Below are 14627 nucleotides of genomic sequence, written 5' to 3'. Positions count from 1 at the left end.
GATAATCCATGAAAATAACACCAATTGCAGCCGCCCTGTTAACATTGACCAGCATGAGTACTGTCGCTGCGACTTATTCGATAACACCGCTTCCGGTCAATAATAAGGCAAAAGGTACATTTGCCCAGTCAATTGATAATAGCGATTTTATGCTGGTTACGACCAGCAATGAGTTCAATTCTCCGATAGACGTAAAACGGTTGACCCAAACCAACTTTTTTTCAACAAATGAAGCGTCGATTGAAAGCGAAGAAGATATCCGCAATGGTATATTCAGTGATATCGACTACACGTTAATCGTAAATTATCTGATCGTTCAAAATGACCAGAGTGCGTTTTCTCTGCGCAAGCAAAAAATTGCCCAATTTAAAAGCTATGCCACTGATTTAGTTAATACTCAATTCATTGCCGGATTTGATAATTACGTTGAAAAATTTGATGACTTCAGTAAGTCAGTTACCACCATCGCCTATGACAGTGTGGATGGTGATTTTATCGTGGGGTCTTCGCAATCTCCATTCGTTGACGTTGAATACACCAACGCAGACGATCAGCTAATCAGGTATACGGTTAACGATATCCTGCGCAGAGCATTTGTTCAGGTTGGTAGTGACACCACAGCGTTATTGCCAAAAGACAAACTTGCCAATGGCCTATCCGAAGCCTTTGCCGTCAATCGTAACTTTCAGGTAGGCGGCTACAGTTCAACCCGCTTCTCCCCAGCCTTACGCGACAGCGTCGCAGCGTGTGCTGATGAAAACGAACGGGGTGATGTGCCGGAGGAAGTTTGTCTGTTCGGTATCATCACCGGCGCAGAGTTTGAACAGAACTCATCCAAGCGAGCTACTGTCTGGCAGCTGAGCGCTAGCGGGGAAGTACTTTCACAAGAAACGTTCCCGTTACCGTTTGAGCCTGAATCTAACCAGTTTGCCTGGGAAAACCGCATCCTTAATATTAATAATAATGGTCTGGCAGTAGGTTGGACGCACACGGGGGATTCTGTCAGATTATTGCTTCCAGATAACCAGGTGCCCGTTAATCGACCAGAGCAGCACGCAACCTATTTTAAGGATGGTGCAACTGTTGCATTTCTTTCCGATGAGCGTGATCTCTCAAGTCAGGCCACGGCGGTTAATGACAGCGGTTGGATAACAGGAACCGTTTTTAGAGCGCCTAATGAGGTCGCCAGAGAACGCTTTTTCGTGCATAACGCAGCCACCGCTGAAACCCGCTATCCGGATGGTTTTTTTGTTAATGCTGGGGTTAAGCCGCAGGCGATAAACAATAAAAATATCGTTGTGGGCGGCGCGGATATTGAGTCCAGCAATGAAGCGAACAGAGAAACTAACGCCTTTATGTATGACATCAACGCGGATGAGTTTGTTAACCTCAACCAGCTTACTCAATGCGACACGCCATATTTGCTAGTTGAAGCGATCGATATTAATGATGACAACGAAATTATTGCAAACGCCAGGATCCGTGCAAACGAAAGATACGCAAGTGGCACACCTATACTCGATGAGAACGGCGAAAATATTAAGGTCGATAAAATCGTCGCTGTAAAGTTATCACCTATCGCAAACGGTCAAATTGAAGCCTGTGATGAAAAAGAGCAACCAAACTACGAGCGCGCTGCTGCTACCGGCACCTTTGTCTCTTTGCTCGCTCTATGCTTGTTGATTTGTTTACGCAGGCGAAAACTTTGCTAAACGAAATTGAAACCGCCTTAGGGCGGTTTTTTTATGCCAAATATTGGCAATAAATGACATATTTATGACAAAAAATTGTAATAAAAAAGAATAATGCAATTAATAGCTTACTGTTTGTCAATTAGCCAATTAAAAAAACTTTGTTGAACCATTTTGTCAATTACGCTATCTCAGTAATGTGCGAAACATTTTATCGGCACTAACGATACGAATTTAGTAAGAGCGCTCGGTAAGTGTTTTTTTGCACGTTAACCAAAAAAGAGGCTTATCAATGAAAAGACAAAAAAGAGATAAACTGACACGCGCCCATGCAAAAGGGTATCAAGCAGGAATAAGCGGTCGATCTAAGGAAAACTGTCCATTTCAATCAAATGATGCGCGGTCGCATTGGTTAGGGGGATGGCGTGAGGCTGTTGATGATCGGCAGCAAGGATTGTCAGTTCGGTAATAATCTTTTCTGAGGTAGTAACAAAGCCCCGTTTAGGGGCTTTTACTTTTTTAGGGCGATTAAAAAGCAGAGGTATCCTGAAACAGGCCCACTTTTAAATCGTTAGCCGAATAAATCTGACGCCCATCAACTTCAACCGTACCGTCTGCCATGCCCATGAATAACTTGCGCTTTACCACACGCTTCATATCGATACGGTAAGTTACTTTTTTCGCCGTTGGCAATATCTGACCGGTAAATTTCACCTGACCTACACCTAATGCGCGACCCTTACCGGGGCCTCCGCTCCAGCCAAGAAAAAAGCCTACCAGCTGCCACATCGCATCTAGACCTAAACAACCCGGCATTACAGGATCGCCGGGAAAGTGGCAATCGAAAAACCACAGATCTTCTGCAATATCCAGCTCTGCGATAATTTGTCCCTTACCGTGCTCACCACCGTCTTCAGTAATGCTAACAATTCTGTCCATCATCAACATATTCGGGGCAGGCAATTGACTGTTACCCGGACCAAACATCTCACCTCGGCTGCACGCCAACAAGTCGTCTCGGTCAAAACTATTTTTTCTTTCTGTCATTACTCAATATCGCTTCTGAAAAAATGAACGGCTAATTTAGCGAACACTTGTACGCTAAACAACTCCGAACAGTGATTTATTTCACTTATTTTACCGTGCTAAACTTTACACATTCACATCGCCCTCAATAAACGACGCACTTATGAAAAATGATAAAAGCACGAACACGTCTGCAAATGCTGAAAAACAACGCCGGTTCAGAGCGCGCCAACAAGAAGCGGGTAAAAAATTAATTCGTGGCTATGTGACGCCTCAGGCGCAGGAATGTTACGACGAAATCAGACAAAAAACGGGTTGGAGTGACAGTGAAACCCTTTCTAATGCGCTGCGGGTTTTATTTGCTGCGTACAAATGTGGTCAAATCAAACTGCTGAACGAGTGGCTTAAAGATCATAAACGCTAACTAAATGAAGCACACATTAACAAAAAATATTATTAATTTTTAACCTTTAATAGGGTTGCGTGCCGTACCACTCAAGCAAGTAATCAAAACAGGTTGTAATTGTGACAGTCCCAACCACCTTAGTCTGGTTCAGACAAGACTTACGCGTCAAAGATAATCCTGCGCTTACAGCCGCTAGCGATAACGGTAAGATTATCCCCATCTATATTGATGACACTTCGTGTCCTAAAAAATATCAACGTGGTGAGGCATCCAACTGGTGGCTGCATAAGAGCTTATATTCACTGAATGAAAGACTAAATGGTCATATGCAATTCTTTCAAGGTGATCCAGCAGAACTATTACCAGAACTGGCTAAAGCTTTCGAATGCGATGGGGTTGTGTGGAATCGCTGTTATGAGCCCTGGCGAATCAACCGCGACCAAAAACTGAAAAAGCAATTGTCCGACGAAGGATATAATGTCACTTCATTCAACGGCTCGCTGTTGTGGGAGCCGTTCGAAATCAGTAAAAAAGATGGCGATCCCTATAAAGTATTTACCCCTTTTTACAAAAAGGGCTGCCTGCAACATGGACCTAACCCACGCTATCCAAGCGGTGCGCCAGGCAGAATTACCTATCAGAATGCAGCTGATAAAGGTTGTTCGCTCGATGACCTGGGTCTGTTTCCTTCAATTAACTGGTTTGAAACCATCGATAAGCATTGGAAACCGGGCGAGGAGGGAGCAGCGGACAGACTGCAGCAGTTTATTAACAATGAAATTGAACGCTATAAATCAGCGCGTGATGAACCCGCCGCGCAAGGTACATCTTGTTTGTCCCCTCATTTACACTTCGGTGAATTGTCACCCCACCAGGTCTGGTACGCGGTTAAGGATAAATTTGAAGGTCAACAAAGCGTTCATGTCGACACCTTTTTAAGCGAGATCGGCTGGCGCGAATTTAATTACCATTTACTGTACCACTTTCCCTCGATGTGTCACGCCAACTTCAATGAGAAGTTCGACAAGTTCAACTGGCAAACTGATGTCTCATCCATGCATGCCTGGCAACAGGGAAAAACCGGTTATCCTATCGTCGACGCGGGCATGCGTGAGCTCTGGCAAACCGGCTTCATGCATAACCGTGTGCGCATGATTGTGGGTTCGTTTTTAGTTAAAAATCTATTAATAGACTGGCGCAAAGGAGAGCAGTGGTTCTGGGATTGTCTGCTCGACGCGGATCTGGCCAACAACAATGCGAATTGGCAATGGGTAGCAGGATGCGGCGCTGACGCTGTGCCTTATTTTCGTATATTCAATCCCGTTCTGCAGGGGGAAAAATTTGACAAGCAGGGCGAGTATGTGCGCAAATATTGTCCTGAATTAGCCGACCTACCTGACAAATATATTCATCAGCCATGGAAAGCCAGTGAGGACACCTTAAAGGAGGCGGGTGTTGCACTGGGCAAAGATTACCCAGAGCCCATTGTTGACTTAAAGGCCAGTCGACAACGTGCCCTTGACCGCTATGATCAGATTAAGTCGTCATGACAACATTACGCTTAATTTTGGGTGATCAGCTTGATGCCACACTGCCTATAGTTAAAGATGCCGTGAAAACAAAAGATGTTTTTCTGCTGGCTGAAGTTAAAGAAGAAGCCACCTACGTAAAACACCACAAAAAGAAAATTGCTCTGCTATTTTCTGCCATGCGCCACTTTGCGCAACAGTTGAAACAGGATGGCTATACGGTTGTGTATCGCAAGTATAGCGACCCGAATAACCAAGGCTCATTGCTAAACGAAGTTGCACGATTATGCGAAAAGCAAAAGTTCGATAGCGTTGAAGTGACTGAACCTGGCGAATTCAGATTACTCAAAAGTATGCAGCAATGGCAACATCAATTAAAGCTACCTGCCACCTTGCTGCCCGATCCTCGCTTTTTCTGTTCCACCGAAGCCTTTAACCAATGGGCCAGCGATAAGGAGATCCTCAGAATGGAGTATTTCTATCGCCAGATGCGCGTTGACCATCAGGTCCTGATTGAGCAAGACAATAAGCCAATAGGCGGCAAGTGGAATTATGACAAGCAAAACCGTGAGGCGTTGCCTGACTCAGTTGAAATTCCCCAAAAGGTAACCTTTGAACCTGACGAGATAACCCGACAAGTAATTGAGTTGGTAAAAGCCGAATTTGGCGACCATTTTGGTGAAATAGACAACTTTGATCTGGCCGTTACCCGAGAACAGGCACTAAAGGTGCTACAGCATTTTGTCGAGGTCCGACTAAAAGATTTTGGCCAGTATCAGGACGCAATGAAGCACGGCCAACCCTGGCTATTCCATTCTCATATATCATTTTATATTAATTGCGGCTTACTGCGCCCTAAGGAAGTGGTGCAGGCGGCTGAGCAGGCATACCACAGTGGCGAAGTGCCACTGAATTCAGCGGAAGGCTTCATCCGACAAATTTTAGGTTGGCGTGAGTTTATTAGAGGGTTTTACTGGCATTTCATGCCCAATTTGAAATTAGATAATTTTTTTAAGGCATCACGAGATTTGCCTGCGTTTTTCTGGAATGGCGAAACCAAAATGAATTGTTTACGCCAATGCATTAACGACACCCGGGAAAACGCCTACGCCCACCACATTCAACGGCTCATGGTATTGGGCAACTTTTGCTTACTTACTGAAATAGCACCAGAACAGGTGCAGGAATGGTATTTACTGGTTTATGCGGATGCCTACGAATGGGTAGAGCTGCCCAATGTGAATGCCATGATTTTGTTTGCCGACGGGGGTAAATTGGCCAGCAAACCCTATATTGCCAGCGGCAATTACATTAATAAGATGTCTGACTATTGCAAGCATTGTAAATATAAAGTCAGCGTCAAAACGGGTGAGACCGCGTGTCCTTTTAATTATTTGTACTGGCGATTTGTCGCCAAGCATCAGACAATTCTGTCCGATAATCCACGCATGAATATGGTAATGAATGCACTAAGCCGCATGTCCACGGAGAAACTCGAAGCCGCCCAGTCATCCGCCACCCGCTTTTTATCTATGTTATCAAAAAACCAGAAAATATAAGTACTCCCGCCCACCTTATGGTTATGCGTAACCCTGTAAGATGCTGATTTTAAATGTTAAGTGTTTTGATTGCTCACTTAATCATTTGTAATCTCAATTTACGCAATAACTCGCTCTATTTGCATAAATTTACGTTACACTGTGGTTAGATAAAAGCCCATAGCGAGCAAACCATCTGTGCGAAACTTCACCTGTAAGTGTGGCAATACCTTGTATTTTGCCAATTCAAGCTGTCTATCCTGCGGCCGGTCCGTGGGCTTTATCCCTGAACAACTAACGTTATCTACCTGTGAACTTATTGAAGATAACGTCTGGCTGGCGTATGCCGACAATCAGCATTACAAGCCTTGTAGCAACTACACAAAGTATCAGGTGTGCAACTGGCTGGTACCTCTAAATCAGGAGGGCGAGTACTGTAGCAGTTGTGCGCTCACCACGCATATCCCCGATCTCTCGCGTCAGGAGAATGTATTGTTGTGGTACCGCATGGAATTAGCCAAAAGGCGTCTGCTATACACTTTGAAGAAGCTTGGGTTACCTGTATGGCGTCCGATACCAGATAAACCTCCCTTACGTTTTCGGTTCTTAGAAGATGTAAAAGAGGATAAATACGGCAACGAACTTACTGTAAAATCGACGATTATCACCGGGCATAATAATGGTGTTATTACGCTTAATCTGCGCGAAGCTGAAGATGCGTCCAGAGTGCTAATGCGTGAAAAGATGAATGAACGTTATCGCACGTTAATTGGTCACTTTCGTCACGAGTCAGGCCATTTTTACTGGGATGTTTTAATCCAAAATTCACCCTGGCAGCAATCCTTTCGTGACTTGTTCGGCGATGAAAATATCGATTACATGCAGTCTCTTGAAGCCTATTATAAGTCAGGGCCGCCCGCCAACTGGCAGGAAAATTACATTAGCGCCTACGCCAGCATGCACCCGTGGGAAGATTGGGCAGAAACCTGGGCCCACTATTTACACATTGTAGATACGCTGGAAACGGCCACCGAATACGAAGTTGCTCTGTTGGGATACGAAACGGTCAACCCACTGACAAACAATGGTGCCGCCAACCCAGAATTTGATGTCGTTTATGAAGATTGGTGCAGACTAACCACTGTGCTTAATGCACTTAATAGAAGCATGGGGCTGGATGATGCTTATCCGTTTGTTATTTCCGATAGGGCGTTACTAAAGTTACGGTTCGTGCACGATATTGTGCAAAAGCAACTTTCTGCTTAGCTTATTTTTTTTCCCATTCGAACCGCGGCAAGCGGTTAAATGCGCGTTTTAATCCCTGCGTCCATTGTTTCTGCAAGGATTTATACATGGGGCTATTCAGGGTCAGGGTCTGGTGAAAAGGCTCGTCAATCTGATTATTCTGATAGATCGCCAGTTCAACTGGCGGGCCTACAGAAATATTACTGCGAATGGTTGAATCTAATGAAACTAACGCGCATCTTGCCGCGTCTTCCAATGTCGTGCTGGCTTGTATGATGCGATCGAGTATCGGCTTACCGTATTTATTTTCACCAATTTGCAAGTATGGGGTGTCGTGCGATGCTGAAATATAGTTTCCTTGCGGATAAATCATAAAAATTTCAGGCTCCTGTCCTTTAATCTGGCCGCCCAGAATAAAACTGGATTCCGCACTGGAACCACTTTTTTCCATCGCCTTTGCGTGCATTAACTGCTCTTTTTGGCTGAGTTTGCCAATATAACTGGCTAATTCGTGCAAATGTTTGGGTCTGAGCAAGTTAACTTCAGCGTCGGGATTTTCTAAATCGCGATATACCGCATTTACCACCGCCTGTGATGTGGCCAGACTACCTGAAGTTAACAAAACACATACCCGTTCACCAGGCCACACAAAGCGGGTCATTTTACTATATGTCGCAATGTAATCGACGCCGGCATTGGTGCGCGAGTCTGACGCAAAAACTAAGCCTTTATTCACTTTGATAGCAAGACAGTAAGTCAATGTTGTATTCCTCCTGGGAGTCATTCATGCAGCATAGCAAAAAGCGATTAGTTCGCCAGAAACTCTGCTATTGAATTTAAAAGAAATTTTGATTTTTTTCCCATTTGCAGCTTAGATGAATAATAAATAAACCACCAATCACAGAGATTGTTCTATGGCTATCCGCTGGGGAAATTATTATCCAACGCCTTTTTACGACGAACTTATTCGTGTTCGCAATAAACCTCGGGATGCCGCGTTGGAGCTGTGTGAATACTTGAAGAACTTAAGCGAAAAGGAAATTAACGAGTTCAAAACCGCGTCAACCACAGCCATTCAGGTGATGGGGATTACCTTTACCGTCTATTCCGAAGAAGAGGGCTCGATAGATCGGGCGTGGCCGTTCGACATTATCCCCAGAATCATTCCTAAAAAAGAATGGGATCAGATTGAAAAAGGTTTGAAACAGCGAGTTAAAGCCCTGAATATGTTTATTAATGATTTATATAATGAACAAAACGTACTTAAGGACCAGATACTGCCTGAAAGCCTGCTTGAACACTCCAAAAATTATTTACCTGAATGTAGAGGAATCACTCCACCGCACGGGATCTGGGCGCACATTTGTGGGTCTGATTTAGTGCGTGACGAAAACGGTACTGTGTATGTACTGGAGGATAATTTAAGAGTGCCTTCAGGCGTGTCCTACATGCTTGAAAATCGTCATGTGATGAAACGCGTTTTTCCAGATATGTTTGAAAAATACAATATTCTCCCTATCGATAATTATCCTTCTCAGCTGTATGACATGCTTTCGCAAATGTCACCACGTAAAGTTCATCAACCGGAAATTGTAGTGCTGACCCCCGGCATCTACAATTCGGCATATTTTGAACATGCCTATCTGGCGCAGCAGATGGGGGCCGAACTGGTCGTTGGTAGTGATCTTGTGGTGGATGAGGACGACATTGTGCATATGCGAACCGTCGAAGGGCTGGCGCGCGTAGATGTCATTTACCGACGTATAGATGACGCGTTTCTTGACCCTGAAGCGTTCAAAGAAGATTCGATGTTAGGGGTACCCGGCTTGATGCGCGCCTGGAAAGCGGGCAATGTCGCGCTGGTTAATGCGCCCGGGGCAGGGGTTGCAGATGATAAGGTGGTTTATGCCTTTGTTCCTGATTTGATCCGTTATTATCTGAATGAAGAACCGCTCATTCCTAATGTGCCCACTTACAAATGTGTAAACAAGGAAGAGCGTGATCACGTTATCGACAACATCGATAAAATGGTGGTTAAACCGGCGAATGAATCCGGGGGCTACGGCATGCTGATAGGGCCACATGCTTCGAAAGCCGAGCGCGAAAAGTTTATTCGGCTGATCCGGCGCGACCCCAGAAATTATGTCGCTCAGCCCATGCTGTTGCTATCCACCGCGCCGACGCTAATTGACACTAAAGTGGAGCCGCGGCATCTGGATTTACGACCCTTTATTTTATCGGGGATGACGACCAGTGTGACCATGGGTGGGTTAACACGTGTGGCAATGCGTAAGGGTTCTACGGTCGTAAACTCATCTCAGGGTGGCGGCAGTAAGGATACCTGGATCGTCGACATGGAGGATAAATAACATGCTCTCACGTGTAGCTAATCATATTTATTGGCTCGCTCGCTATCTGGAAAGAGCAGAAAATACTGCGCGCCTCATTCAGGTGAATACCCATTTGTTACTGGACTTACCCAGAGATGTAACATTGGGGTGGGAACCGATTGTCGACATGCTTTCTTTTCGCGAAACCTTTTATGAGCATTATGACACCGCAGATGAGAAAAACGTGATCAAATTTGTAGTCACTGATCAACTGAATTCAGGCTCAATCATCAACTGTTTGGCAAATGCGAAAGAAAATGCGCGCATAATCCGCGAAATCATCCCCTCAGAAGCATGGGAGCTCATCAACCAACTGTATGCAACAGCGAAAGAAGACAGCCAAAGCGTGTTAACCCGTCGCCATCGTTTTGAATGCTTAGATAAAATTGTGTCAGGCAATCAAACCATCACCGGCTTAATGGGGGGGACCATGAATCGCGATGTGGGCTATTCGTTTTTACGCCTTGGCCGCCATCTGGAACGGGCCGATATGACAACACGTATCATCGATGTTCGCTCTGCGTCGTTGTTACCTAATGTCTCCGGCAAACTGACGGCGTTTGAGAATATTCAGTGGATGAGCGTCTTGAAATCTCTAACGGCATACCAAATGTACCGGCAGGAAATGCGCTTGCGAATCAGCCGCGCTGATATTCTTGAGTTTTTGTTAAAGCGCGATATCTTTCCACGCTCGATCAGCCATTCTGTAAAACAACTGGGAAAATGTGCTGGCGAACTGCCTAAGTCGCAGGCGTTTAAGAAAAAAGTCGCTGAAATGTCTGGTGAGCTGACGAAACTGGATACCCGCGATTTGAAGCAAGAGAAGTTACATGCTGTTATTGATGATTTACAAGCTGCACTTATCAAAATACACAATACTATTGACGAAACGTACTTTTGATATCGGTTCAATTGATATGAATAAAATTTTTACCCGTAGAGAAATTATTGAAGCGTGAAGCTTAACTTTGCTTTAATAATTTTATTTTAAACTCTGTTGGAAAATAAGAAGAGGCCCGAGTGCGGTTTGGCAACGTTGATCGACAACAACTTGAAAATAATTACACAGAACAAAGTGCACAGTCGGTTCCCTGTCACTCGTGTAGAGAAGGACAGCACTTTGAATACGATTTTTCCATGGCGTTTCAGCCGTTGGTTGACCTGTCAACCAGAGAAACTTACGGCTACGAAGCACTAGTTCGAGGACCAAACTGCGAACCCGCCTACACGGTAATCAATCAAGTAAACGCCGATAACATATACCAGTTTGATCAATTCTGTCGGGTAAAGGCGATTTGTCTTGCGGCCGAATTTGGCTTAAATAAGATGCTGAGCATCAATTTTCTTCCTGGCGCTATCTATAAGCCGAATATGTGTATTCGTACCACATTGGCGGCTGCTCAAGCCAATCGTTTCCCTATTGAATTACTTAACTTTGAAATGGTTGAAACCGACCACGTAACCGACATAGCCCGTTTAGAAAGTATCGCTCAGTACTATCAGAAAATTGGGCTGAGCATCGCATTAGATGATTTTGGATCTGGCTACGCCAATCTCGACTGGCTGGCGTACCTAAACCCTAACAGCATCAAGATTGATATTTCTCTGGTTAACGAAATTGATAAATCGCCAAAACGAAAACTCATCGTCAAGCAACTGCAACAGATGACGTCTTCATTAGGCATCGAAGCGGTTGCAGAAGGTGTCGAAACCAAAGCGGAGCGTGATGTACTGGCTGAAATCGGCATTACCCGACAACAAGGCTTTTTCTTCGCCAGACCGCAGTTTGAACAATTTATTACCGTGCCTGATGCATGCTATCGTTAGCTGACGCGGTTACCCCCATTAAAGCCACTAATCAGCACAGCCAATTTTCTAAATCTACGTACAAGGGCGTGGCGGAATAAGTATTTCATACGGTGTTAATATTCTATCTAACACCCAGGTTGTTGATAATGATATGCTAATTGCACATTAATGGGGAGTCTCCTATGCGATTACTATACGTAGCATTAACCACACTGGCGTTGGCCGGGTGCGATCAAAATGAGGTGGGCGATGTCTCGCTGGGCATGTTTACCACCAAAGATATCAAACTTGATGCCTTTACCGACCCGGTGGTCACAGGCGTTACCTGCCATGTATCCAGTATTGAAGCCAACCTCGATCTGTCCGATCCGTCTGATAGCTCAATCGCCTGCCGTCAAACCGGGCCGATTACCTTAGCCATGATTAACGAAATAGATAAAAGTAAAAATGGCGAGATCCTATTCACCAAGTCAAAAAGCATCTTTTTTAAAGCGATGAAAATCCGTCGCATTCTTGATGAGAAAAACCAGACCCTGATGTATCTGGCTTACTCCACTAAAGAAACCTCAGGTAGTTTCAAGCACAGTTTGTCTACCGTGCCGCTGTATGGCACCACCGCCTATAATGATGCCGCGCAACACAGCGACTAAGCGCTGGGGTGAGTTAACCCTGCGTAGTTAGCACGGTAACGTGAATGAAAAAGGGAAAGACATGAGCCAGTTTCAAATCAAACAGCTGTTTGACGGCAATCGCATGCTGCATAATTGTGTATTGACTGTTGAAGATGGGGTAGTGACGTCACTTTTACATGACCAGGTGTTGGGAAGTGATACGCTGGATGGCATAGTTTGTCCGGGCTTTATTGATACCCAGGTGAATGGCGGCGGCGGCGCGCTGTTTAATCACGCGCAGTCATTAGATGCCCTTGACCGCATTGCGACTGCTCATCGTCAGTTTGGTACCACTGCCTTATTGCCGACTCTAATTACCGATACACCAGCAAAAATGGCTAAAGCAGCTGATGCTATTGCCGAGGCCATTGCAAACAATCATCAAAGCATCATCGGAGTGCATTTTGAGGGACCCCATTTAAGCAAAACAAAGCGGGGCATTCACGCCGCAGGATCCATTCGTCATATCGATGACGCAGCACTGAACACCTACCTGCGTCAAGACCTTGGGAAGGTCATGCTGACCATTGCGCCAGAAGCCCTAAGACCTGACCTTATTAAAGAGTTAACGGACAAAGAGGTAGTGATTTCGTTAGGGCATTCCAATGCCGATTATGAAACCGTGGTGGCCGCGATTGAAGCGGGAGCACGTGGCTTCACTCACTTATTCAATGCCATGTCGGGATTAAAAGCCAGAGAGCCGGGCATGATTGGTGCAGCGCTGACACAAACCGGAGCTTACGTAGGAATTATTGCCGATATGCAGCACGTGCATCCGGCAAACTGTCGCCTGGCGATTAACAGCATTGGGCCTCAGCGACTGATGTTGGTCACCGATGCCATGGCGCACGTAGGCAGCACAGTGCAGACAATGGCGTGGGAAGACACCATGATCACCCGCCACGGCGATAAACTGTTAACCGAAGATGGCACTTTTGCCGGATCTTGTCTTGATATGGCAGGCGCGGTGAACAACATGGTAAATCAGGTACATCTGCCATTAGCCGATGCACTACAGATGGCGACCTCAACCCCGGCACAGTTTTTACATAGTAACGACAGAGGCTTTTTGAAACCCGGTTGTCGCGCTGATTTCATTCAGTTAAATTCGCAGCTTGCTGTACAACAGTGCTGGATTAACGGCGAAGTGAGTCCTGTTAAGGGTTAGCGTATCACACCATGACAGCGGTAAGTTCAGCGCGCATCGAAGCCATTGATATCTTAAGGGGGCTTTCCCTTGCCTTTATGATCCTGGTGAATAATCCGGGCTCATGGGCCCATATTTACCCACCGCTGCGCCATGCCGACTGGCATGGTATGACGCCCACTGATCTGGTCTTTCCCTTCTTTCTGTTTGTGGTGGGCGCCGCCATGGCGTATTCATTTAAGTCCGCAATTGAGCAAGATGAAAAACCCGTTTTTAGGGTAATTAAGCGCGGGCTGATTATCGCTGCCATCGGCTTTCTACTGCATTTATTCCCGTTTGATCATCCCCCGGAGCAGTGGCGCTACATGGGGGTACTGCAACGCATCGGCCTGTGTTTTATTATCACGGGGTTGCTGGTACTTTTTGTGCCGCCTCGCCGTTTAGTCGCCGTTGGCATAGGTGCGTTAGTCGTCTACACGGCGCTGCTTATTGGGTTTTCACCAGCACCGTATGCACTGGAGCATAATGCCGTAGTTCAACTGGACCTGTTTATCATCGGACCTGAGCATATGTGGAAAGGGAAGGGGATCCCCTTTGATCCGGAGGGCCTGCTCAGCACCATTCCCGCCGCCGTCACCGTACTATGCGGATACCTGTTTGCGTTGCTGCTGCAAGGTATCAACCAACCCGGCCAGAGAGTAAAAGCAACCTTATGCCTTGGGGCGGCTCTTGCGCTGAGCGGTGCTGCATTGACGTTCCTTCAACCAATCAATAAATACCTGTGGACACCCACATTTGTACTGGTCACTGCAGGAGCCGCAGGCATGTGCCTGTCGCTTTTCATCTGGTTGTGGGAGCAAAAGCAGGTGCGCTTTATGCTGCAGCCATTGCGTATATATGGCACCAATCCCATTCTCATTTACGTACTGGCCTGGCTATTTACCGTCTCAATGGAAAAGATAAACTTAACCACTGATCTCGGCACCTTTTCAATCAAAACACAGCTATTTAAACTGTTATCACAGCACATACCAGCGAACCTGGCCTCATTGCTGTACAGCTTAGCGCTGGTTGTGCTGTTTTATGCTGTCGCTTATCTGCTATATCGTAAGAATGTTATCGTTAGAGTGTAGACAGCCACCGAAGAAAGATATCTCTGCAGGGTGATATCTTTC

At 45.7% G+C, this 14627-nt stretch carries 14 protein-coding genes; 12 read left to right on the top strand and 2 right to left on the bottom strand.

What is annotated here, in order from left to right:
- The first annotated feature begins 8 nt into the window (after positions 1 to 8).
- On the top strand, positions 9 to 1712 hold the full coding sequence (locus HCJ96_RS00085) for a DUF3466 family protein (RefSeq protein ID WP_169209004.1): 1704 nt from the start codon (positions 9 to 11) through the stop codon (positions 1710 to 1712).
- Between the two features lie 271 nt (positions 1713 to 1983).
- Positions 1984 to 2160, top strand: a complete 177-nt coding sequence (gene rmf / locus HCJ96_RS00080) for a ribosome modulation factor (RefSeq protein ID WP_169209003.1) — start codon at positions 1984 to 1986, stop codon at positions 2158 to 2160.
- Positions 2161 to 2219: 59 nt separating this feature from the next.
- Here the strand turns inward: rmf and fabA are convergent, their stop codons facing one another.
- Positions 2220 to 2738 carry a bifunctional 3-hydroxydecanoyl-ACP dehydratase/trans-2-decenoyl-ACP isomerase gene (fabA, locus tag HCJ96_RS00075; protein WP_169209002.1) on the bottom strand — a complete coding sequence of 173 codons (519 nt, stop codon included), beginning with the start codon at positions 2736 to 2738 and terminating at the stop codon, positions 2220 to 2222.
- Positions 2739 to 2880: 142 nt separating this feature from the next.
- Here fabA and HCJ96_RS00070 point away from each other — a divergent pair, with 142 nt between their 5' ends.
- From HCJ96_RS00070 to HCJ96_RS00055, 4 genes are all read left to right on the top strand, one after another.
- Positions 2881 to 3141, top strand: coding sequence for a hypothetical protein (locus tag HCJ96_RS00070; protein ID WP_169209001.1), 261 nt, complete (start codon positions 2881 to 2883; stop codon positions 3139 to 3141).
- 101 nt (positions 3142 to 3242) lie between these two features.
- Positions 3243 to 4673: an FAD-binding domain-containing protein gene (locus tag HCJ96_RS00065; protein ID WP_169209000.1), complete on the top strand. Its 1431-nt coding sequence runs from the start codon at positions 3243 to 3245 to the stop codon at positions 4671 to 4673.
- Positions 4670 to 6211, top strand: a complete 1542-nt coding sequence (locus tag HCJ96_RS00060; protein WP_169208999.1) for a cryptochrome/photolyase family protein — start codon at positions 4670 to 4672, stop codon at positions 6209 to 6211. Before HCJ96_RS00065 ends, HCJ96_RS00060 begins: the two co-directional genes overlap by 4 nt.
- 177 nt (positions 6212 to 6388) lie before the next feature.
- Positions 6389 to 7456, top strand: coding sequence for a putative zinc-binding metallopeptidase (locus HCJ96_RS00055; protein ID WP_169208998.1), 1068 nt, complete (start codon positions 6389 to 6391; stop codon positions 7454 to 7456).
- A gap of 1 nt (position 7457) precedes the next feature.
- On the opposite strand, the gene HCJ96_RS00050 is transcribed toward HCJ96_RS00055, so the two are convergent.
- Positions 7458 to 8195, bottom strand: a complete 738-nt coding sequence (locus HCJ96_RS00050) for a proteasome-type protease (protein ID WP_169208997.1) — start codon at positions 8193 to 8195, stop codon at positions 7458 to 7460.
- Positions 8196 to 8349: 154 nt separating this feature from the next.
- On the opposite strand from HCJ96_RS00050, the gene HCJ96_RS00045 reads away from it, so the two are divergent.
- The 6 genes from HCJ96_RS00045 to HCJ96_RS00020 all read left to right on the top strand — a co-directional run bounded on the left by HCJ96_RS00045 (position 8350) and on the right by HCJ96_RS00020 (position 14585).
- Positions 8350 to 9804, top strand: coding sequence for a circularly permuted type 2 ATP-grasp protein (locus HCJ96_RS00045; RefSeq protein WP_169208996.1), 1455 nt, complete (start codon positions 8350 to 8352; stop codon positions 9802 to 9804).
- Position 9805: 1 nt separating this feature from the next.
- Positions 9806 to 10726: an alpha-E domain-containing protein gene (locus tag HCJ96_RS00040; protein WP_169208995.1), complete on the top strand. Its 921-nt coding sequence runs from the start codon at positions 9806 to 9808 to the stop codon at positions 10724 to 10726.
- A 119-nt stretch (positions 10727 to 10845) separates the two neighbouring features.
- A complete protein-coding gene (locus HCJ96_RS00035) occupies positions 10846 to 11652 on the top strand; it encodes an EAL domain-containing protein (protein ID WP_343034623.1) in 807 nt (268 codons plus the stop codon).
- Positions 11653 to 11816: 164 nt separating this feature from the next.
- Positions 11817 to 12284, top strand: coding sequence for a CreA family protein (locus HCJ96_RS00030; protein WP_169208994.1), 468 nt, complete (start codon positions 11817 to 11819; stop codon positions 12282 to 12284).
- 61 nt (positions 12285 to 12345) lie between these two features.
- Entirely contained in the window at positions 12346 to 13473 is a 1128-nt protein-coding gene (gene nagA, locus HCJ96_RS00025; RefSeq protein WP_169208993.1) for an N-acetylglucosamine-6-phosphate deacetylase, read from the top strand.
- An 11-nt stretch (positions 13474 to 13484) separates the two neighbouring features.
- On the top strand, positions 13485 to 14585 hold the full coding sequence (locus HCJ96_RS00020) for an acyltransferase family protein (protein ID WP_169208992.1): 1101 nt from the start codon (positions 13485 to 13487) through the stop codon (positions 14583 to 14585).
- Positions 14586 to 14627: the final 42 nt, after the last annotated feature.

This window comes from Alteromonas ponticola (genome assembly GCF_012911815.1).
Classification (GTDB): Bacteria; Pseudomonadota; Gammaproteobacteria; order Enterobacterales; family Alteromonadaceae; genus Alteromonas; species Alteromonas ponticola.
The sequence above is the reverse complement of the archived record's forward strand: the minus strand, read 5'-3'. Positions and strand labels throughout refer to the sequence as shown.